Genomic DNA, 21,452 nt, shown 5'->3' on the forward strand with positions numbered 1-21,452 from the left:
CAGACATGTTACCGCTCGATTTTCGAACCGTGAATCACGCCGCTGGACGGAAATCAATGGGTCCTGACCCTAGCAAGCCGCAAGGAAATGTCGTCGCCCTCGCCGACGTACACAAGAGGCAGATCGGAATCCAAGGGCGAACCATATAAAATATAGACCCCAGTCTTTTTTAGCTCATCGCGTTTGAGGGCTGTTTCCAACTTCGTTCGCGGTGCGGAAAGAATATGCCCTGTCCAATTTACGATTTCAGCGGTCAGAATTCCAGTCGGAGTTCCCTCGGCCAAAAAGAGGCGAACAGATCTGCCTGTTGGCATCAAATAATCCTCCAAACAACAGCGCCCCATCAAAGTGATGGAGCGCTGTTGGGTTTGTCAACGCACGAACTTCTTGTGCTTCAGGCGCTTGGGCTCCAGCGCGTCGGCGCCAAGGCGGCGTTTCTTGTCTTCCTCGTAGTCCTCGAAGTTGCCCTCGAACCACTCCACATGGGCATCGCCCTCAAAGGCCAGGATGTGGGTACAGATCCGGTCAAGGAAGAAACGGTCGTGCGAGATGACCACGGCGCAGCCCGCGAAATCCACCAGCGCGTCTTCGAGCGCTCGCAGGGTTTCCACGTCCAGGTCGTTGGTCGGTTCGTCAAGCAGCAGGACGTTGCCGCCCTCTTTCAGCAGTCGCGCCATGTGGACACGGTTGCGCTCACCGCCCGACAGCAGGTTCAGCTTCTTCTGCTGATCGCCGCCCTTGAAGTTGAAGGAGGAGCAGTAGGCGCGGGAATTGACCTGCGCGTCGCCCAGTTCGATGATCTCGGCGCCGCCGGAGATCGCTTCCCAGACCGTGTCACCATCGTTCAGATCATCGCGCGACTGGTCCACGTAGGAGAGTTTCACCGTATCGCCGTATTCGACCGTGCCCTCGTCGGGTTGTTCCTGGCCGGTCAGCATCTTGAACAGGGTCGATTTGCCAGCGCCGTTGGGGCCGATCACGCCAACGATACCACCGGGCGGCAGCGAGAAATTCAGCCCTTCGATCAACTGTTTATCACCGTAGTGCTTGGAGAGGCCGTTGACCTCGATCACCTTGGACCCCAGGCGCGGGCCGTTCGGGATCACGATCTGGGCGCGGCCGACCTTTTCGCGTTCGGACTGGCCCGCCATCTCGTTATAGGCGGCGATACGGGCTTTGGATTTGGCCTGACGCGCCTTCTGACCCTGGCGCATCCACTCGAGTTCGCGCTCCAGCGTTTTCTGCTTGGATTTGTCCTCGCGGGCTTCCTGCTCCAGCCGTTTGGCCTTCTGCTCCAGCCAGCTGGAATAGTTGCCCTCATAAGGAATGCCCGAGCCACGATCCAACTCCAGGATCCAGCTGGTGATATCGTCCAGGAAGTAGCGGTCGTGCGTGACGCAGAGAATTGTGCCTTTGTAATCAATCAGGTGCTGCTGCAGCCAGGCGATGGTTTCGGCGTCCAGGTGGTTGGTCGGTTCATCGAGGAGCAGCATGTCGGGCGCTTCGAGCAAGAGCTTGCAGAGCGCCACGCGGCGCTTTTCACCGCCCGAGAGGGTTTTCACGTCCGCATCATCCGGCGGGCAGCGCAGCGCCTCCATCGAGACATCAATCTGGCTGTCCAGATCCCAGAGGTTCTGGGCGTCGATCTCGTCCTGCAGCTTGGCCATTTCCTCGGCGGTCTCGTCCGAGTAATTCATCGCCAATTCGTTGTAACGGTCTAGAATCGCTTTCTTTTCCGCAACGCCCAGCATGACGTTTTCACGCACGGTGAGGCTTTCGTCCAGCTGCGGCTCCTGCGGCAGGTAACCCACCTTGGCGCCCTCTGCGGCCCAGGCCTCGCCGGTGAAATCCTTGTCGATCCCGGCCATGATCCGCAGAAGGGTCGACTTACCGGCGCCGTTGACGCCGACGACACCGATCTTCACGCCGGGCAGGAAGGACAGGTGAATGTTTTCAAAGCATTTCTTGCCACCGGGGTAGGTCTTGGAGACACCCTGCATGTGGTAGACGTACTGATAGGCGGCCATGTGACTGCTCCGTAATGGGGGAAATCTGCTGCCCGGTGTGATAGCCCAAGGGCCGGGCCGGGGCAATCGCCTAGGCGGAGCCTCGCGCGGGGACTGAAGTGGCGCAGATCAGGGGGTGCTACCCGTGCACCCCCTGTGCACCCTGCGTACACCCCCTGTGCACCAGGCTGGGTACCAGCGGATGCTGCTTCACCCAATTGATCTTCCCGCAAAACTATGTGCATCAAGGCGCTCATGGCTTCTGGATTTCCATATCTTCGCCCCGGCATGAGCGTGGGGCTTCTGGGCGGGTCTTTCGATCCGCCGCACCGGGGGCATGTCGAGATCAGCCTGGCGGCGCTGAAACGGTTCGGGCTGGATCGGATGCTCTGGCTGGTCACCCCCGGCAATCCGCTGAAATCGCGCACCCCGGCGACGCTGGAGCGGCGGATGCAGGCGGCGCGGGAGATGATGCGGCATCCCCGCATCGGGATCAGCGATATCGAGGCGCGTCTGGGGACACGATATACGGCAGAAACCCTGCGGCACTTGCGGGCGCGCTATCCCGGCGTGCGGTTCGTGTGGCTGATGGGGGCCGATAACCTCACCCATTTTCACCGCTGGAAGGACTGGCGCGAAATCCTTGAGACGGTGCCGGTGGGGGTCTTGGCGCGGCCCGGTGATCGCATCTCGGCGCGGCTGTCACCGGCGGCGCGGATCTATGGGCAGTATCGCCTGAAGGGCAGCGAAAGCCATCTGCTGGCCCATGCCACGACACCCGCCTGGTGTTTCCTCAATGTGCCCATGGTAAAGGCCAGCTCGACCGAGATCCGCGCGCGGGGCGACTGGTCAGCGGCGTAGGCTGGCCGAGGCGATGCCTGCGCTGATCACCACCAATAGCCCGGCCCAGGTCAGAAGATCCGGCAGCTGGCCGAAGACGGCCCAGCCCAGGGCGACGGCCGCGATCAGCTGGAAATAGACGGTGGGCGCCAGCCTAGAGGCCTCGGCCCGGCTATAGGCATAGAGCAGCAGCAGGTTGCCCAGCATGGAAAAGGCGGCGCTGCCGACGGTCATCGATGCGGCGAACAGGCTGAACTCGGGCAGGTTGCCAAGGCCCAGCGGCAGCAGGAACAGGGCGCTGAGCAGCAATTGGGTGAAGCTCAGCTCGACCGGGGTGCCCAGATGGGCCAGCCAGCGCGATGTGGTCAGGAAGCAGCCATAGAAACAGCCCGCCAGCACCGCGTACATCAGGTTGGCCGAGCCGCCCAACCCGGGGCGCACCACCAGCAGGACACCGCAGAAGCCCGCGCCCATCAACAGCGCGCGCAGCGGGGTTGTTCTTTCGCGCAGCAGGGTGACCGACAGCACATAGCTGATCACCGGCCCGATGAAGAAGGCGGCAAAGACATCGGCGATGGCCTCGGTCTGCAGCGCGGTCTGGATCGACAGGATGCCGCCGGTGAGGAAGCTCGCGCGCAGCCAGATCCGCCAGTCCTTCAACAGCCGCAGGCAGCCCCGGGGCGCAAAGGGCAGCACCAGCGCCGCACCGATGGCAAAGCGGGACCAGGCAACAAATCCGGGTGTTGCCAGACCGCTGCTTGTCAACAGCTTCCCGCAGAGATCCCCGGCCGGGATCATTGACATGGCGATGAACATGATAATGACTGCTTGCAACATGGGGGCCAGCGGTAGCAGGCAGGGCAACGGGGCGAAACCGGAAAATCTGCGCCTGTCTGTCGTTTGGGTGTAATTTTAGTAGATACTGACAGAGATGATATCGCGACGACATTTCCTTTCTGCCGGATTGGCGGCACTGGCCGGATCCTCGGCCTGGGCCAATGCACCTGCGGTGTCCTTGCGACCTCTGGCGCGTAAGAAAGGGCTGGCGGCAGCGCATGTCAGCGGCCTTGACACACTGCTGGCGCGATCCGGGCTGCAGGGAAAGGTCGCCTGTGCCGTGGCCGATGCCAAGACCGGTGCGCTGCTGGAGGCCGAAGGCGGGGCGGCGGCCTTGCCGCCTGCCAGCGTCGCCAAGACGCTGACCGCGCTATATGCGCTGGACGTGCTGGGAGCAGAGCATCGTTTTACCACCCGGCTGCTTGCGGCAGGAGAGCTGCGCGGCGGCGTGCTGCACGGCGATCTGATCCTCGCCGGGGGCGGCGATCCGATGCTGAACACCGACCATCTGGCCGAGTTGGCGCGGGCGCTGAAACAGGCCGGGGTGCGGGAGGTGCGCGGCGCCTTCAAGGTCTGGGACGGGGCCCTGCCACGTGTGAAGACCATTGACCCCGAACAGCCGGATCACGTGGGGTACAGCCCGGCGGTGTCCGGCATTGCGCTCAATTTCAACCGGGTGCATTTCCAGTGGAAACGCGCCGCCAAGGGCTGGTCCGTGACCATGGATGCCCGCACGCAGAAGTACCGCCCCGAAGTGGACATGGCGCAGATGCGTGTGAAGAACCGTGCCCTGCCGGTCTATGCATATACCGACAAGAACGGCACCGACAGCTGGAGCGTGGCCAGCCAGGCGCTGGGCCAGGGCGGCTCTCGCTGGCTGCCGGTGCGCCATCCGGGCGCCTATGCGGGTGATGTCTTCCGCACCATGGCGCGATCTCAGGGCATCGTTCTGGGCACGGCGAAGGTGATCCAGTCCTTGCCGCAGGCGCTGCCCCTGGCGCAGCACCAAAGCCCGCCTTTGCCTGTGATGCTGAAGGCCATGCTGAAGTTTTCCAACAATCTGATGGCCGAGATGATCGGCCTGTCGGCCACCGCTGCCACGGGGGCGCGCGCGACCTCCCTGAAACAGTCCGCCGCGGTGATGACCAGATGGGCGGAGGCGAAATACGGCATGAAGAACAGCCAATTGGTGGATCATTCAGGGCTTGGCGATGCCTCGCGGATGACCCCCGACGATCTGGTCAAGGTGCTGGTCGCCGCGCATCAGGCCGGTCAGTTGAAACCCCTGCTGAAGCCCTTTCCCATGCGCGATCGCAAGGGCAAGGTGCTGAAGTCGCACCCGATCAAGGTCGTGGCCAAGACCGGCACGTTGAATTTTGTCTCGGGGCTGGGCGGTTTCATGACGGCGGCCGACGGATCGGAACTGGCCTTTGCGATCTTTGCCGCCAATACCACCGCGCGGGCGCAGATCAAGCGCGCCGACCGGGAGCGCCCGCCGGGTGCGCGGGGCTGGAACCGCAAGGCGAAGATTCTGCAGCAAATGCTGATCGAGCGTTGGGGGCAGGTCTACGGCAGTTGACGGCGCGTAGCGTCGGCCCTTCTGCCTGGTCCTGCTTCTCCAGGATCACTCCTGGGCGCGCGCGCCATTCACCGCCTGCCGCGGACGTGTTGCAAAAGGAAGCGCGCCACCCAAGGGGCGGCGCGTTCTTGTTTCATCGTGGAACCACGCAGGCAGGCTTTAGAAGTCTTCCCAGCCAACTGCAGCCTTCTGCGGCGGTTCGTCTGCGAAGAAGTCATCATTCTCCGTGCCCGGGGCCGGATGCGCCGCCGGAGTGGGTTTCGGCGCAAAGCTGGCGATATTGCGCTTGTTGCCGCCGGTGTTGAAGACCGACACCTGCTTGGCCAGCTCGTTGGCGTCATTGCGCAGGATCTGGGCGGCGGCGGTTGCCTCTTCGACCATGGCCGCGTTGTGCTGCGTCACCGAGTCCAGCTGGGTCACACCGGTGTTGATCTCACCCAGGGTGGTGGATTGTTCACGCGCACCGCCGGCGATCTCGGAGATATGGCCGGAGATGGTGCCGACGCGGTCGATGATCTTCTTCAGCTCGTCGCCCGCCTTGCCAACAAGGTCCACGCCCTTGTTCACATGCTGCGAGCTTTCGGCGATCAGCCCCTTGATTTCCTGCGCCGCATCCGAAGACCGCTGCGCCAGGGCGCGCACTTCGGAGGCCACGACCGCAAATCCACGACCTGCTTCGCCTGCTCGGGCAGCCTCGACCCCGGCGTTCAGGGCCAAGAGGTTGGTCTGGAAGGAGATGTCGTCGATGACCGAGATGATCTGCGAGATCTTGTCCGAGGACTCTTCGATCTGCGACATGGCGTTCACGGCGTCGGTCACGACCTTGCCGCTTTGCTCGGCGGTGGATTTCGCCTCGGAGACGATGCTTTCCACTTCCTTGGCGCCATCGGCGGCAGAGCGGACGCTGACGGTCAGCTCTTCCATGGCTGCTGCCGTTTCTTCCAGGGTTGCCGCCTGGCTTTCGGTGCGCTGGGACAGATCGCTGGAGGATTGGCTGATTTCCTCGGAGTTGTCCCGGATACGCGACGAGTTCTCAATCACCGCGTCGATAATGCCGACCATCTTGTTCAGGGCGGTATTGTAGTTCTGACGCAGGCTTTCGTATTCGGCGGCGAAGGGCGTGTCGATGGACTGAGACAGATCACCGTCAGACATGCGCTGCAGGGCAACGTTCAGGCTTTCGACAACCTTCTTCTGGTTGGCCTGGGCCGCCTTGTTCTGCTCTTCGATTTCGCGCGCGGCGGACAGCTGTTCCTTGAGGTGATCCAGGGTCCGGGCGATATTGCCGATTTCGTCGCGACGGTCGAGCTGGCTGACGGGGGTGTCATAGTCACCATCGGCGATGACATCGATGGAATGGGTGACACTGTTCAGCGGGCGCGACAGGATCGAACGCAGCGCAAAGACCGAAAGGGTACACATGATGACGAAGGCTGCAATCGCAAAGATCATCGACATCATTTCGTCATAGGCGGACTCGGCAAAGGCAACTTCGGAGGTCCAGAGCATGGCCACCGACCCGACGATGACCGAACCATCGGCGCCGGCGGTTGCCGGTGCGGCCACGAAATAACCGTCCGCAGAGACCTCGGTTTCGCCGGACTGCGCCGATGCGGTTGCCAGTTCAGCAAGCAGTGCGAGATCCGCTTCGCTGTATTCCCCGGCTTCCGAGATCACCTTGCCATCCTTGTTCACCGCGATACCGGCCAAGGCACGGCCTTCCGACAGTTCGATGATCTTCAGGATGTCTGCTGCCAGTCGCTCGGAGTCGCCGAACCGGATTGCGCCGCCGCTGCGCGCCGCAACCGTGACCGTGACACCATTGCCAAGGGTGTGGACACCCTTTTCAACAGCGGCCCGGAAGGTGTTGTCGTGCTTGTAGGTCAGCGATCCAGCCACCACCAGGGTGGTGACTGCGATCAACAGGCAGCATTTCATGAACACCGACATGCCTTTGAACAAGGATATCGTGGGAAGACGGACTTTCATTTGTGCACCTTTCGATCTTTATAGTGCGTGGAATGCGCAGCGGTTACATCAACGCTTCAGCGTCGACGGCCACCGTCATTGCCCCAATCGGAGCGCCGGTTGCAGGATCCACAATGGTCAGAGAGATTTGTGCCTGATACGTTTGAGTGGATGCATCAAGCTCGACATCCCCGAAGTGAACAGCGTCTGGACCGACGGGGTAGGTTTGTTGGAACTTGGCCTCATCGCCCTGCCACATATCCGATGTGACATTCGAGGCGGCCACGTTCAGGCCATGAGCGTCCATCACGAAGACTTCGGTGATGCGGCCACCGGACTTGGAGACCTGCTCGCGGAGGAAATCGGCGGCGGCATTCTGCATGACCGGCGTGATCGTCGGAGTGGAAGCGGTTCCCACCTCGGCGCGCCAGGCGGTATCCATGGCGTCAATGTCCGCTTGCGCATAGCCGGAGGTCCGGGCGTTTTGCCCGTTGATCGCATCGATCAGAACCGGGGACTGTGCCCAATCTCTGACGTTGGTTTCCAGATATGCTCTCATGCTTGGCTCAAAGTCGTTGGCCCACACAGGGGACAGAACAAGGGTGAACAGGGCGGTACAAGTTAGTAGTTTCATCATGGTACTCTTTGCAGTTACGAGGTCGGGATGCAGACCAAGTGCCAAGCTATGGCCAAGGGTTTACGGATGGATTAACGGCTGTTTCGGGGGCTTGACGGCGCGTGGCAGCCCTGTCTATGGGCGGAATCCCTGGTCAAGCGAGGGGCGGCCTCGCTCTTGTCTGCAGATATTCAAGATGCTGATTTTATGACGGATTTGTGACAGGGGACGCCCGGTCGCGCGCAGGCCGTTCAGGTTCGCGCAGGTGGCGGCGGGTTGATGTTTTGCTGCCGCAGCCCGGCAATTGGCTAAAATTGCCGATATTATTGACGCGGGTTTTTCAGGGCGATTTGGCGCAGGCCCCCTGTCCGGAAATCTGCTGAGCGTCGATTCTCGACCGTCCACCCGCATCGGCTCGATGCCCGGTGAACAGGTGCCAGGCCAACAGAGTAGGGCCTACAAGATGCCATTGCGGATCGACGCCGCACGCCTCTAAGGTCGCCCCATGCTTGAGCTGAAAGATTTACAACTCCTGACTGCGCTGGCCCGTCAGCAGCATTTTGCCAAGGCTGCCCAAGAATGCGGCATGTCGCAGCCTGCCTTCTCGATGCGCATCCGCAATCTTGAGGACCGGCTTGGCCTGTCCATCGTGCGTCGGGGCAATCGGTTTCAGGGGCTGACCGGAGAGGGAGAGCTGCTGGTCGCACGCGGTCGCGCCCTGCTCGAAGATGCCAGGGCGCTGGAGCAGGAGATCGCCGCCGTGCGCGGGCAGATTACGGGAACCCTGGATCTGGGGGTCGTGCCCACAGCCACAAGCTTTGCGGCGCGGCTGGTGACCCGGCTCAGAGAGGCCCATCCCCGCATTCTGACCCGGATCAACGTGATGTCCTCGGCGACGATCCAGCAGCACCTGTTCGAAGGGACCATCGATGCCGGGCTGACCTATGGCGACTCCATCGAACAGAACCTGGTGAACCGGCAGCCGCTCTATGAGGAGCGCTACGTGCTTCTGGCGGCCGTCGCCCTGGTTGCCGATCTGGGGGAGGAGATCACCTGGCACCAGGCGGCCGAACTGCCGCTGGGGCTGCTTGACCAATCGATGCAGAACCGGCGCATTCTGGACTGGATCTTTGCCGAACAGGGGCTGCGGCCAGCGGTGGTGTCGGAGTCCAACGGTTTCATGTCCGCGATTGTCATGGCCCGCGAAGGTCGGCTGGCAACCATCCTGCCGCAGGCGCTGGCCGATGCCTTGGGTCCGCTCGCAGGCACCCGTGTTCTGCGTCTGATCGATCCCGACCAATCCCGCCCCATCTCATTGGTGACGTTGAAGCGGAAGTCGGAACTCCCCACTCTGCGGGCGCTGAAACAGGTGGTTGACGCCTTTGGGCAATAAGCCTTCGTTATTGCGCCTTCGGGAAATGCGATTTGACGATATCCATTGCTGATGACATGCCAAAGGGCAAGGCACCAGCGACGTGGAGATCGGTATGGCACCGTTGGACAATAGCAAGGGCATCTGGAAATCCGGCAAGGGCAAGGGGCGCAAGACGCCCAAGGGTCGTCAGTTGGACGATCAGGCCCATGAGGAGCTGCTGGCCCTCCTGGGGGAGCGGCCGCGGCGCCGGGATCTTCTGATCGAATTCCTGCATCTGATCCAGGATGCTCATGGACATCTCAGCGCCGCGCACATCCGCGCCCTGGGCGAGGAGATGCGCCTGTCGCAGGCCGAGATATACGAGGTCGCCAGTTTCTACGCGCATTTCGACGTGGTGCGCGAAGGAGAGACCCCGCCGCCTGCGCTGACCATCCGGGTCTGTGACAGCCTGTCCTGCGAGCTGGCCGGGGCCCAGCAGTTGAAACAGGCGCTGGAGGACGGGTTGGATCCGGCAGAGGTGCGGGTTCTGCGCGCGCCCTGCATGGGGCGCTGTGACACCGCGCCGGTGCTGGAGATCGGCCACAACCACATCGACCACGCCACGGCGGAAAAGGCGATTGCCGCGATGCACGCGGGCGAGACCCACCCGCAGATCTCCGACTATCAGACCTATGCCGAATATGTTGCCGATGGCGGCTACCGCAGCCTCGCCGCCCTGCGCGAGGGGGTCGACTGGGAGGCGGTTCAGGACAAGGTGCTGGAGGCGGGCCTGCGCGGCCTTGGCGGCGCGGGCTTCCCGTCGGGTAAGAAATGGGGCTTCGTGCGCGCCAATCCCGGCCCGCGCTATCTGGCGGTCAACGGCGACGAGGGCGAGCCGGGCACCTTCAAGGACCGTCACCATCTTGAGCGCGAACCGCATATGTTCCTCGAAGGCATGCTGATCGCCGCCTGGGCGGTGGAGGCGGAGAAGGCCTTCATCTACATGCGCGACGAATATCCCGCTGTTCTGCAGATCCTGCGCCGCGAGATCACGGCGCTGGAAGAGGCCGGGATCGTCGAGGAAGGCTATATCGACCTGCGCCGCGGGGCCGGGGCCTATATCTGCGGCGAAGAAAGCGCCATGATCGAAAGCATCGAAGGCAAGCGCGGAGAGCCGCGCCACCGCCCGCCCTTCGTGGCGCAGGTGGGGATCTTCGGCCAGCCGACCTTGGTGCATAATGTCGAGACGCTCTATTGGGTGGCCCGCATCTGCCGCTTTGGCCCCGAGGTTATGAATTCCGTCGAAAAGAACGGTCGCACGGGCCTGCGCAATTACTCCGTCTCGGGGCGGGTGAAAAATCCGGGCGTGCATCTGCTGCCCGCAGGGTCCACCATCGGCGACATCATTGATGCGGCGGGCGGGATGCTGGATGGGCACGCCTTCAAGGCCTATCAGCCGGGCGGGCCGTCTTCGGGGCTGCTACCGGCGCATATGGACGATATCCCGCTCGATTTCGACACGCTGCAGCCCCATGGCACCTTCATCGGCTCGGCTGCCGTGGTGGTCCTGTCCGATCAGGACAGCGCCCGTGACGCGGCGCTCAACATGCTGCGCTTCTTCGAGGATGAAAGCTGCGGCCAGTGCACCCCCTGCCGGGTGGGCTGCGAAAAGGCGGTGAAGCTGATGCAGGCGCCGAAATGGGATCAGGGGCTGCTGGAGGAATTGAGCCAAACCATGGTCGATGCCTCCATCTGCGGTCTGGGTCAGGCCGCGCCCAACACGATCCGCCTGACCATGAAACACTTCCCGGAGGAGATCTGAGCCATGTCGAAGCAAATCACCTTCACCCTGGATGGCGAAGAGGTCACTGCCGAGGCGGGCATGACCATCTGGGAAGTCGCCAATGGTCGGGGGCTCAAGATCCCGCATCTGTGCCACAAGCCCGCGCCGGGCTATCGCCCCGACGGCAACTGCCGCGCCTGCATGGTGGAGATCGAAGGGGAACGCACCCTTGCCGCCTCCTGCATCCGCGAACCCAGTGAAGGCATGGTGGTCACCAGCAACAACGCGCGCGCCACCAACGCCCGCAAGATGGTGATGGAGCTGCTGGTCGCGGATCAGCCCAAACCGGAAGAGGCACACGATAAGTCCGCGCATCTGTGGGATATGGCGGAGTTGAACGGGGTTTCGGAGTCGCGTTTCCCCAAGCTGGAAGAGGGGCGGATCCCGCTCTTGGATGACAGCCATGTGGCGATGCGCGTGAACCTCGATGCCTGCATTTCCTGTGGCCTGTGCGTGCGGGCCTGCCGCGAGGTGCAGGTCAATGATGTGATCGGCATGGCCGGGCGCGGGCATGATGCCTATCCGACCTTCGATATCTCCGATCCCATGGGGGCGTCCTCCTGCGTGGCCTGCGGCGAATGCGTGCAGGCCTGCCCGACCGGCGCGCTGATGCCTGCCTCTGTGCTGGATGATACCCAGCAGGGCGACAGCAAGGATTATGATAGCGAGACCGAAAGCGTCTGCCCCTTCTGCGGTGTGGGCTGCAAGGTCAGCCTCAAGGTGAAGGATGGTCACGTCAAATATGTGGAAGGGATCAATGGCCCGGCCAATGAAGGGCGGCTCTGCGTCAAGGGCCGGTTCGGGTTCGACTATATCCACCACCCGCACCGGCTGACCAAACCGCTGATCCGCCGCGAAGATGCTCCGCCCAAGGGGCTGAACGTGGATCCGGGTGATCTGTCTACGCACTTCCGCGAGGCCTCCTGGGAGGAGGCGCTGGATCTGGCCGCCAAGGGCCTGCGGGACTTGCGCGATGAAGATCCGCGCAGCGTGGCGGGATTTGGATCGGCCAAATGTACGAATGAAGAGGCCTATCTGTTCCAGAAGTTCATCCGCCAGGGCTTTGGCCACAACAACGTCGACCATTGCACGCGGCTGTGCCATGCCTCCTCCGTGGCGGCCCTGATTGAAAACGTCGGATCGGGCGCGGTGACGGCGACCTTCAACGAGATCGAAAACGCCGATGTGGCCATCGTGATCGGCGCCAACCCGGTCGAGAACCATCCGGTTGCGGCGACCTATTTCAAGCAGTTCGTCAAGCGCGGCGGCAAGCTTATCGTGATGGATCCGCGCGGGGTTGGCCTGAAACGCTTTGCCTCCGAGATGCTGCAATTCCGCCCCGGCGCCGATGTGTCGATGCTGAACGCGATCATGAATGTGATCGTCGAGGAAGAGCTGTACGACAGCCAGTATATCCACCGCTGGACCGAGAACTGGGAGGCGGAAAAGGACCACCTGCGCCAGTTCACACCCGAGGCGATGAGCCCGATCTGCGGCATTGAACCCGACCAGCTGCGCCGGGTGGCGCGCCTGTTTGCGGGCGCCAGGGCGGGCATGATCTTCTGGGGCATGGGTGTCAGCCAGCATATCCACGGCACCGACAATTCGCGCTGCCTGATTTCGCTGGCGCTGATGACCGGCAATGTGGGCAAACCCGGCGCCGGTCTGCACCCCCTGCGCGGGCAGAACAATGTGCAGGGCGCCTCGGATGCGGGTCTCATCCCGATGTTCCTGCCGGATTATCAGACGGTGACCTCGGATGATGTGCGCAAGAGCTTCACGGACGTCTGGGGCGGTGGTGATTTCTCGAATGAGAAGGGCCTCACTGTGACCGAAATCGTCGATCAGGTCTACGCGGGCAATATCAAGGCCATGTATATCCAGGGCGAAAACCCGGCCATGTCGGACCCGGATGCCGAACACGCGCGGGAGGCCTTTGCCAGGCTGGATCTGATGATCGTGCAGGATATCTTCCTGACCGAGACGGCGAATTTCGCCGATATCATCCTGCCGGCTTCGGCGCTTTATGAAAAGAACGGCACGGTCTCCAACACCAACCGGCAGGTGCAGCGGGTACGGCCCGCCGTGCCGCCGCCGGGCGATGCGCGCGAGGACTGGCGTATCACCGTGGATCTGGCGCAGCGGGTCGGGCTGCCCTGGGCCTATGGGGATGTGTCCGAGGTCTTTGCCGAGATGAAGCTCAACATGGCTTCGCTTGATAACATCACCTGGGAGCGGCTGGAGACAGAGACGGTGACCTACCCGTCGCTGTCGCCCGAGGATCCGGGGCAGGCGGTGGTCTTTGGCGATGGCTTCCCGCGTGCCGAGGGGCGCGCGCGCTTTACCCCGGCTGCGGTGATCCCGCCGGATGAGGCGCCGGATGCAGAGTTTCCGATGATCATGACCACCGGGCGGCAGCTGGAACACTGGCACACAGGATCGATGACCCGGCGGTCGCGGGTTTTGGACGCGGTGGAGCCGGAGGCGAATTGCTCGCTGCATCCGAAAACCCTGCGCAAGATGGGCGTGGCGCCGGGCGAGATGGTGCGGCTGACCACCCGGCGCGGCTCGATCGAGATCATGGCGCGCGCGGATCGGGCGGTCTCGGAAGACATGGTCTTTGTGCCCTTCGCCTATGTGGAAGCGGCGGCCAATGTGCTGACCAACCCGGCGCTGGACCCTTACGGCAAGATCCCCGAGTTCAAATTCTCGGCGGTGCGGATCGAGAAGGCGGACAGCAAGATCGCGGCGGAATAAGCAGGTTTTCCAGATGAGCAAGCGGGCGCGGAGCGGGATGCTCCGCGCCCGCACTTCTGGTGGCGCCGCGCGATGCGCGGCGCGGTTGCGTCCGAGGCGGGTGTCGCGGCGCTGCGCGGGCAGGGGGTGATCAGGCCAAGAGCGTGATCGCGCCGGTTCCAGAGGCCTGACGCAGGGCGTGGACCTCTTGCAGCTCCGGGTCATTGATCCAGCCAAGCGCTGCGTCCTTGCTGTCGAACTCCAGGATGACGCCGCGCCCGGTCGCATCGCGGCTGCCTTCGATCACGCTTTGCGCGGGGCTGGAGGTGACGACCCGTGCGCCATGTTTGGCCAGGGCCGCGCCTGCCTGCTCTCGGTAGGCGGCGAATGTGGCGTCATCGGTGACGGTGAGATTGACATAGGCATAGACCATGGTGGGCTCCTTTGCTGGTGTTGCAAGGCCTAGATGGCCGCAATCGAGGCGCCGAAAAACGCGTGAATTTTGACATCGAACATGCGAAAACGCATGTATGAAGATCAGCTGGGATGATATGCAGACGGTGCTTGCCATGGTGCGGGGCGGCAGCCTTGCGGCGGCAGGGGTGGAGTTGGGCCTCAGCTATACCAGTGTCGCCCGCCGCATCCACCGCGCCGAACAGGCGCTGGGCCGCCCCCTGTTCGAGCGACGCCCGGAAGGCTATCAGGCGACGGAGGAGGCCCATGACATCGCCAGGGCCGCCGCCCGGATGGAGGCAGAGGAACAGGCGGTCTTGCGGCGCCTGTCGGGGCGGGCGCAGGATCTGCAGGGGCCGTTGAGCCTGACCGCGCCGCCCTTGCTGATCCAGAGCTTTCTGGCGCCGCTGCTGGCAGAGTTCACCGCCCAGAACCCGCAAGTGGAGCTGACCGTGAGGGCCGCCAATGGCGTGCTGGACCTGGCCCGGCGCGAGGCGGATCTGGCGCTGAGGATCAGCCGTCATCCGCAGGATACCCTGGTGGGGCGCAAGCTGGCTGAACAGCAAAGCGGGTTCTTCGCCGTCCCGGAGATTGCCGAAAGGGCGGCGCTGGATCCGCAGGCGCCGCTGGACTGGGTGCTCTACTCCGGCCATGAGGCTCCGCCTGCCGCCGCCCGCAAGAGCCACCCGGATATCCGGGTGCGGGCACGGCTGGACGATATGCCCAGCATGATCGCGGCAGCGCTGGCGGGGATGGGCGCGCTGCGCATGCCGGTTTTCCTGGCGCATAGCCATCCGGGGCTGGTGCCCTTGCCGCATCTGCCCTTGCAACCCTATGCACCGATCTGGCTGTTGAGCCACCGAGATCTGCTGGGTTCGGCCAAGCTGGCGGCGCTCAAAGGCGTGTTGGAACCCTGGTTCCGGGACAACAAACACATGTTCTCAAGCCTGCCCTGACGCGGTAGCATGGTGAAGGATTTGCAAAAAGGATTTCCCATGCCGCGCCGTTTCCTGGATCTTTCTGTCGCTCTTGAAACCGGTATCCAGTCCGATCCCGAGATCATGCTGCCGCAGATTGAATACATGACCCATGACCAGACTGCCGAGCAGGTGATGAGTTTCTTTCCGGGGCTGAAGCGCGAGGATCTGCCGGGCGGCGAAGGCTGGGCGATCGAGCGGCTCCAGATCGCCACCCATAACGGCACCCATCTGGATGCACCCTATCACCACCATTCGACCATGAACGGCGGCGAGCGGGCGATTACCATCGACGAGGTGCCGCTGGAATGGTGCATGGCGCCGGGGGTGAAACTGGATTTCCGTCATTTCGACGATGGCTATGTGGTGACGGCTGCGGATGTGGAGGCCGAACTCGCGCGTATTGGCCATGACTTGCAGCCTCTGGATATCGTGGTGGTCAACACCTCGGCCGGGGCGCGCTATGGGCAGCCCGATTACCTGGTGCGGGGCTGCGGCATGGGCCGCGAGGCGACGCTCTACCTGACCGAACGGGGCGTGCGCGTCACCGGCACCGACGCCTGGAGCTGGGATGCGCCCTTTCCCCTGACGGCGCAGGAATATGCCAAATCCGGCGATCCCGCGATCATCTGGGAGGGGCACCGCGCCTCGATGGAGGTGGGCTATTGCCATATGGAGAAGCTGACCAACCTCGATCAGCTGCCCCCCACGGGGTTCGAGATTTCCTGTTTCCCGTTCAAGATCAAGGGCGCATCCGCCGGGTTCATCCGCGCTGTGGCGATCTTCAATGAGTGATGGCGGTGCGCGCCTCAGCCGTGGCGCGCCATGAAACGGTCGATGTCCTTTTGCGCAGGTTTCTGGCCGGTGAAGACCTCCAGATAGGCGGGCATCCGGGCCAGGCGTTCAGCCGGATCCTCGTGGATCTGCATCGAGATATAGCCGATCTGGGTGTAGATCATGGTGAGCGCGCGGATCTCGGCCTCGTCCGGCGCATAGCCGAACCGGATCATCATGTCTGTCATCGCGCGCTGGCGGCGGGCATCGGCCCGGTCCAGGCGCTCTTGCAACCCGGTATCGCTGCGGGCCCAGTTGCGAATCGCCAGATCCAGCCGTGAATCGAACAGATCGGGGTCCAGCCAGCAATCAAACAGGTTGAACACCGCCTCGAAGATGTTCTCGGCATAGGCCTCTGTGCGGGCCACCAGGGTGCCGGTGTTCTTTTCCTCCCAATAGCGGATCATCGCTTCCAGGAGCGCCTCGCGGTCCTTGAAGTGCCAGTAGAAACTGGTGCGCGAGACCTGAAGCCGCTTGGCCAGCGGCATGATCTTCACAGCCTCTACCCCCTGCGTGGTGAGCACCTCATAGGCGGCATTGAGCCAGGCCTCTTCGCTGGTGGTCTGGCGGGAGGGGTCCTGGATCCTTTGGCGGTCGGTCATGGGCTTTGCCTGTCAGCGACATCTGGATGACGTATTCGTAGTTGACGGTCATGATGGCAAAATCGACACTAGTGTCAAGAATCTCATTCGGCAGCATCATGGAGGGCGCGAGATGGTAGAGCTGGCAGAAAAGCCGCGGGGCAGGCGGGGGCGCCGCGGCGCGCAGCGCACTGGCGAGGCCGGGCAGAACGACCATCTGCGCGTTCCCTTCATCAGCCGCAGGATCCCGACCTACGATATCCTCTCAGAAGACAGTCTTGCGCAGATCGAGGCGACAGCCGAGCGCATCATGGCCGAGATCGGGATAGAGTTCCGCGAGGATCCGGAAACCGTCGCCCTGTTCCGCGCTGCGGGCGCCGAGGTGACAGAGCTGACGAAAGACAGCTGGAACCTGAGGTTTGCGCCCGGCTTGATCCGCCAGATCCTGAAGACCGCGCCCGCGCGGTTCACCCAGCACGCCCGCAACCCGGCCAATACGGTCGAGATCGGCGGCGATGCCATGGTGTTTGCCCCCTCTTACGGATCGCCCTTCGTGATGGATCTGGACAAGGGGCGGCGCTACGGCACCATCGAGGACTTCCAGAACTTCGTGAAGCTGGCACAGATGAGCCCCAACCTGCACCATTCCGGCGGCACCATCTGCGAGCCCACGGATGTCGCGGTGAACAAGCGGCATCTGGACATGGTCTATGCCCATATCCGCTATAGTGACCGGGCCTTTCTTGGCTCGATCACCGCGCCTGAACGCGCCGAGGACAGTATCGAGATGTGCCGCATCCTGTTCGGGGCCGATTTCGTGGATGAGAACTGCGTCATCATGGGCAATTTCAACACCACCTCGCCCTTGGTGATCGACGGGATCACCTCGCGCGGGATCCGCGCCTATGCGGCGGCGGGGCAGGGGTCGATCCATCTGCCCTTCCTTCTGGGTGGGGCGGTGGCGCCGCTGACCATGGCGGGATCGCTGGCACAGTGTCTTGCGGAAAGCATGGTCTCCTGCGCCATTACCCAGCTGGTGCGCCCCGGTGCGCCCTGCGTGCTGGCCTCTTTCATCAGCTCGATGTCGCTGCGCTCCGGCTCGCCCACCTTCGGCACGCCGGAACCGGCGCTGGCATCGCTTGCCATGGGGCAGCTGGCGCGGCGGCTGAACCTGCCCCTGCGCTGCGCGGGGAATTTCTCCACCTCGAAACTGCCGGATGCGCAAGGCATGCAGCAGTCGATGATGTCGATGATGTCGGCGGTGCAATGCGGTGCCAATTACATCCTGCATTCGGCGGGTTTCCTCGATGGGCTGCTCTCGATGTCCTATGAAAAGTTCATCCTGGATGCGGATCTCTGTGGTGCGCTGCATGCCTACCTCAAGGGGTTCGAGGTCAATGAGGATACGCTTGGCTTTGATGCTCTGGCCGAAGGCGGCCCCGGAGAGCACCTGTTTTCCACTCAGCACACCCTGCGCCATTACCAGACCGCCTATTGGGACAGTGCCGTTGACGATCACCAGCCCTGGGAAACCTGGGACGAGCAGGGCGGTATCGATGCCGCCACCCGCGCCAATGCCCGCTGGAAGGCGCAGCTCGCCGCCTATGAGGCGCCGAAGCTGGACGAAGGCGTGGACGAGGCCCTGCAGGATTTCATCACCCGCAAGAAGGCCGAGATGCCCGATGCCTGGTATTGAAGCCTGTTATTGACGCTTTCTTTTGAACCGCAATTCGGTTCACCATCCCCTCACAGAAAAAACCAACCCGCATGTGACGCTCGGCAGGAAAGAGAAACAGATGTCCAACGATCCGCTTTTGCAGCCCTATAAACTGAAACACCTGACCCTGCGCAACCGGATCATGACCACCAGCCATGAACCGGCCTACCCCGAGGACGGCATGCCGAAGGAACGCTATGCCGCCTATCACGCCGAACGCGCCAAGGCGGGTGTTGCGCTGACCATGACGGCGGGATCGGCGGCGGTATCCAAGGACAGCCCGCCGGTGTTCAACAACGTCCTCGCCTATAAGGACGAGGTTGTGCCCTGGATCAAGGCGCTCACTGACCGGGTGCATGAGCATGGCGCGGCGGTGATGATCCAGCTCACCCACCTTGGCCGTCGCACCACCTGGAACAAGGGCGACTGGCTGCCCTCGGTCAGCTCTACCCGCCACCGGGAACCCGCGCACCGCGCCTTTCCGAAACTGGCGGAAGACTGGGATATCGAGCGTATCATCACGGATTTCGCCGATGCCGCCGAGCGGATGAAGGCAGGCGGCATGGACGGGATCGAGCTGCAGGTCTACGGGCACCTGCTGGATCAGTTCTGGTCGCCGCTGACCAATGATCTGGATGGCCCCTATGGTGGGGCGAGCCTCGAAAGCCGGATGAAGCTGCCGCTGGATGTCTTGCAGGCGGTGCGCGACCGGGTTGGCGATGATTTCATCGTCGGCCTGCGCTACACGGCGGATGAGGATCAGGCGGGCGGTATCTCCCCGGAAGAGGGGCTTGAGATCTCCAAGCGGCTGTCGGCAACCGGCATGGTGGATTTCCTGAACGTGATCCGGGGCCGCATCCATACCGATCCTGCGATGACCGATGTGATTCCGGTGCAGGGCATGGCCGCCGCGCCGCATCTTGATTTTGCCGGAGCGGTGAAACAGGCGACCGGCATGCCCACCTTCCACGCCGCGCGCATCCCTGATGTGGCGACAGCGCGCCATGCGGTGGCCTCGGGGCTATTGGATATGGTGGGGATGACCCGCGCCCATATGGCCGATCCCCATGTGGTGAAAAAGATCATGGAAGGGCGCGAGGAGGATATCCGCCCCTGCGTCGGCGCCACCTATTGCCTGGACCGGATCTATCAGGCAGGCGATGCGCTTTGCATCCACAACCCCGCAACGGGGCGCGAGCTGACCATGCCGCATGAGATCCCTGCGGCAGAGGACAAGAAGAAGGTTGTCATCATCGGCGCAGGTCCGGCGGGCCTTGAGGCCGCCCGTGTCGCTGCTGAACGCGGCCATGAGGTGACGGTCTTCGAGGCCGCCGGTGATCCCGGCGGGCAGGTGCGCCTCACCGCACAAAGCCCGCGTCGGCGCGAGATGATCGGCATCATCGACTGGCGCATGGCCCAATGCGCGGCACGCGATGTCACCTTCCATTTCAACACCTGGGCCGAGGCGGCGGATGTGACCGCGCTCAATCCCGACGTGGTGATCGTCGCCACCGGCGGCCTGCCCAATGGCCACCTCTTCGAGGCCAAGGAAGAAGCCGCCAATGTGATCTCGGCCTGGGATCTGATCTCGGGCGACGTGAAACCGGCGCAGAACGTGCTGATCTATGACGAAAGCGGCGACCATCCCGGCCTGATGGCGGCCGAGGTTGCCGCCGCCGCAGGCAGCACTGTCGAGGTGATGACCCCGGACCGGGTGTTTGCTCCGGATATCATGGCGATGAACCTGGTGCCCTATATGCGCAGCCTGCAGGACAAGGACGTGCGCTTCACCGTGACCCGGCGTCTGTTGGATGTGGCCAAGAACGGCAATCAGCTGACTGCCACCGTCGGTACCGATTACAGCGACCATAGCTATACCGCCGACTATGATCAGGTGGTGGTTAACTATGGTACCCTGCCGCTCGATGATCTCTACTTCGACCTGAAACCGCTCAGCCGCAATCACGGCGCGCTGGATCACGAGGCGCTGATCGCGGGCGCGCCGCAAGAGGTCGTCCGCAACCCGGACGGCACCTTCCAGCTGTTTCGCATCGGCGATGCGGTTTCGGCCCGCAACACCCATGCGGCAATCTATGATGCGCTGCGCCTGATGAAGGAAATCTGAGATGCGGATCGGAGTGATCGGAACCGGTACCATCGCAGGCGCCGTGGTGCGCGGCATCGCGGGCGACGGCCACCAGATCACCGTCTCCGAGCGCAGTGCGGCTGTCTCTGCCGAACTGGCGGGCGCCTTCGACACTGTCTCGGTCGCCCCAAATCAGACGGTTCTGGAGCAGAGCGATGTGATCTTTCTGGGGCTGATGGCCGAGGCCGCTCCGAGCATCCTGGCGCCGCTGGTGTTTCGCGCCGATCAGCAGGTGATCTCCTTCATGGCGGGGATCGATCCGGAGCAGTTGCAGGCGCTTGTCGCCCCCGCACAGGCCGCGGCGGTGATGATGCCCTTTCCGGGCATCGCACGAGGCGGCTCTGCCATCATGGCGCTGGGCGACATCGATCTGGTCAAGGCGATCTTCGGTGCCCGCAACACCGTCTTTGCCCTCAGCGATACAGCGGAACTGGACGCCTATATCTGCGCCCAGGCGGTGCTGTCGCCGGTGGCCCGCATGGTGGGGGATGCAGCCGACTGGCTGGGTACACGCGTGTCTGACCCCGCCCAGGGAGAAGCGTTTTTACGCATGCTGGTCGCATCCAGCCTTGCAGACACTGGCTGCACCGATCTGATCGAAGCGCTCAACACGCCTGGAGGCTATAACCAGCGCCTGCGCCAGCATATGGAGGCAGCGGGTCAGACCGGTGACCTTCGCAGCGGTCTCGATGGGCTGTTGCGCTAGTGTCTTTGCTGTCCCGATACGGTGCCGACTCGCGCGTGCACTCGGATTCGGGGTCCCTTGTGGATATCTCTGCGGATAACCCGGTGGATGGTCGTCGCCACGCGCGTTTGGCGTGATGTCATGCCGTGACGCGCGCTCAAATGGATCCCGATATGCGGGGAAATCTACGGTCAGTATCTCGGTAAATAACTGATATTATTTGGTTTTATTCTTTTCTTTGGATTATTTTGTTTTTTGGGTTGCGGGTGGTTTGTGTTGG

The 21,452-nt window shown here is 62.9% G+C and carries 16 protein-coding genes; 10 read left to right on the plus strand and 6 right to left on the minus strand.

Annotation, left to right across the window (positions count from 1 at the left end):
* Positions 1–371: 371 nt before the first annotated feature.
* Positions 372–2,027: an energy-dependent translational throttle protein EttA gene (gene ettA, locus PXK07_RS17880; RefSeq protein ID WP_274849684.1), complete on the minus strand. Its 1,656-nt coding sequence runs from the start codon at positions 2,025–2,027 to the stop codon at positions 372–374.
* Positions 2,028–2,261: 234 nt separating this feature from the next.
* Here ettA and PXK07_RS17885 point away from each other — a divergent pair, with 234 nt between their 5' ends.
* A complete protein-coding gene (locus PXK07_RS17885) occupies positions 2,262–2,867 on the plus strand; it encodes a nicotinate-nucleotide adenylyltransferase (RefSeq protein ID WP_274849685.1) in 606 nt (201 codons plus the stop codon).
* On the opposite strand, the gene PXK07_RS17890 is transcribed toward PXK07_RS17885, so the two are convergent.
* Positions 2,856–3,662, minus strand: coding sequence for a DMT family transporter (locus PXK07_RS17890; RefSeq protein WP_274849686.1), 807 nt, complete (start codon positions 3,660–3,662; stop codon positions 2,856–2,858). The genes PXK07_RS17885 and PXK07_RS17890 overlap by 12 nt on opposite strands.
* Before the next feature lie 115 nt (positions 3,663–3,777).
* Here PXK07_RS17890 and dacB point away from each other — a divergent pair, with 115 nt between their 5' ends.
* Positions 3,778–5,262, plus strand: a complete 1,485-nt coding sequence (dacB, locus tag PXK07_RS17895; protein WP_274849687.1) for a D-alanyl-D-alanine carboxypeptidase/D-alanyl-D-alanine endopeptidase — start codon at positions 3,778–3,780, stop codon at positions 5,260–5,262.
* Between the two features lie 159 nt (positions 5,263–5,421).
* Here dacB and PXK07_RS17900 read toward each other — a convergent pair whose 3' ends face one another.
* Together PXK07_RS17900 and PXK07_RS17905 are read right to left on the minus strand one after the other, a co-directional pair.
* The gene (locus PXK07_RS17900; protein WP_274849688.1) at positions 5,422–7,251 is read right to left on the minus strand and encodes a methyl-accepting chemotaxis protein; all 1,830 of its coding nucleotides are present in this window, start codon (positions 7,249–7,251) and stop codon (positions 5,422–5,424) included.
* 43 nt (positions 7,252–7,294) lie between these two features.
* The gene (locus PXK07_RS17905; RefSeq protein ID WP_274849689.1) at positions 7,295–7,864 is read right to left on the minus strand and encodes a hypothetical protein; all 570 of its coding nucleotides are present in this window, start codon (positions 7,862–7,864) and stop codon (positions 7,295–7,297) included.
* Positions 7,865–8,351: 487 nt separating this feature from the next.
* On the opposite strand from PXK07_RS17905, the gene PXK07_RS17910 reads away from it, so the two are divergent.
* The 3 genes from PXK07_RS17910 to fdhF all read left to right on the plus strand — a co-directional run bounded on the left by PXK07_RS17910 (position 8,352) and on the right by fdhF (position 13,800).
* Positions 8,352–9,239, plus strand: coding sequence for a LysR family transcriptional regulator (locus PXK07_RS17910; RefSeq protein WP_274849690.1), 888 nt, complete (start codon positions 8,352–8,354; stop codon positions 9,237–9,239).
* Positions 9,240–9,333: 94 nt separating this feature from the next.
* The gene (locus PXK07_RS17915; RefSeq protein WP_274849691.1) at positions 9,334–11,022 is read left to right on the plus strand and encodes an NAD(P)H-dependent oxidoreductase subunit E; all 1,689 of its coding nucleotides are present in this window, start codon (positions 9,334–9,336) and stop codon (positions 11,020–11,022) included.
* 3 nt (positions 11,023–11,025) lie between these two features.
* Entirely contained in the window at positions 11,026–13,800 is a 2,775-nt protein-coding gene (gene fdhF, locus PXK07_RS17920) for a formate dehydrogenase subunit alpha (protein ID WP_274849692.1), read from the plus strand.
* A gap of 130 nt (positions 13,801–13,930) precedes the next feature.
* Here fdhF and PXK07_RS17925 read toward each other — a convergent pair whose 3' ends face one another.
* Entirely contained in the window at positions 13,931–14,212 is a 282-nt protein-coding gene (locus PXK07_RS17925) for a DUF1330 domain-containing protein (RefSeq protein ID WP_274849693.1), read from the minus strand.
* A gap of 97 nt (positions 14,213–14,309) precedes the next feature.
* Here PXK07_RS17925 and PXK07_RS17930 point away from each other — a divergent pair, with 97 nt between their 5' ends.
* Both PXK07_RS17930 and PXK07_RS17935 read left to right on the plus strand, forming a co-directional pair.
* Positions 14,310–15,188, plus strand: coding sequence for a LysR family transcriptional regulator (locus PXK07_RS17930; protein ID WP_274849694.1), 879 nt, complete (start codon positions 14,310–14,312; stop codon positions 15,186–15,188).
* 39 nt (positions 15,189–15,227) lie between these two features.
* Complete coding sequence (locus PXK07_RS17935; RefSeq protein WP_274849695.1) at positions 15,228–16,004, plus strand: cyclase family protein; 777 nt, start codon at positions 15,228–15,230, stop codon at positions 16,002–16,004.
* A gap of 14 nt (positions 16,005–16,018) precedes the next feature.
* On the opposite strand, the gene PXK07_RS17940 is transcribed toward PXK07_RS17935, so the two are convergent.
* Positions 16,019–16,645 carry a TetR/AcrR family transcriptional regulator gene (locus tag PXK07_RS17940; protein ID WP_274849696.1) on the minus strand — a complete coding sequence of 209 codons (627 nt, stop codon included), beginning with the start codon at positions 16,643–16,645 and terminating at the stop codon, positions 16,019–16,021.
* A gap of 112 nt (positions 16,646–16,757) precedes the next feature.
* Between PXK07_RS17940 and PXK07_RS17945 the strand changes: the two genes are divergently transcribed.
* The 3 genes from PXK07_RS17945 to PXK07_RS17955 all read left to right on the plus strand — a co-directional run bounded on the left by PXK07_RS17945 (position 16,758) and on the right by PXK07_RS17955 (position 21,193).
* Positions 16,758–18,320 (plus strand): trimethylamine methyltransferase family protein, encoded by a 1,563-nt coding sequence (locus tag PXK07_RS17945; protein ID WP_274849697.1) that lies wholly within the window; start codon positions 16,758–16,760, stop codon positions 18,318–18,320.
* Between the two features lie 100 nt (positions 18,321–18,420).
* Positions 18,421–20,466, plus strand: coding sequence for an NADH:flavin oxidoreductase (locus PXK07_RS17950; RefSeq protein ID WP_274849698.1), 2,046 nt, complete (start codon positions 18,421–18,423; stop codon positions 20,464–20,466).
* Position 20,467: 1 nt separating this feature from the next.
* A complete protein-coding gene (locus tag PXK07_RS17955) occupies positions 20,468–21,193 on the plus strand; it encodes an NAD(P)-binding domain-containing protein (RefSeq protein WP_274849699.1) in 726 nt (241 codons plus the stop codon).
* Positions 21,194–21,452: the final 259 nt, after the last annotated feature.

This window comes from Phaeobacter sp. QD34_24 (assembly GCF_028890115.1).
Classification (GTDB): Bacteria; Pseudomonadota; Alphaproteobacteria; order Rhodobacterales; family Rhodobacteraceae; genus Phycobacter.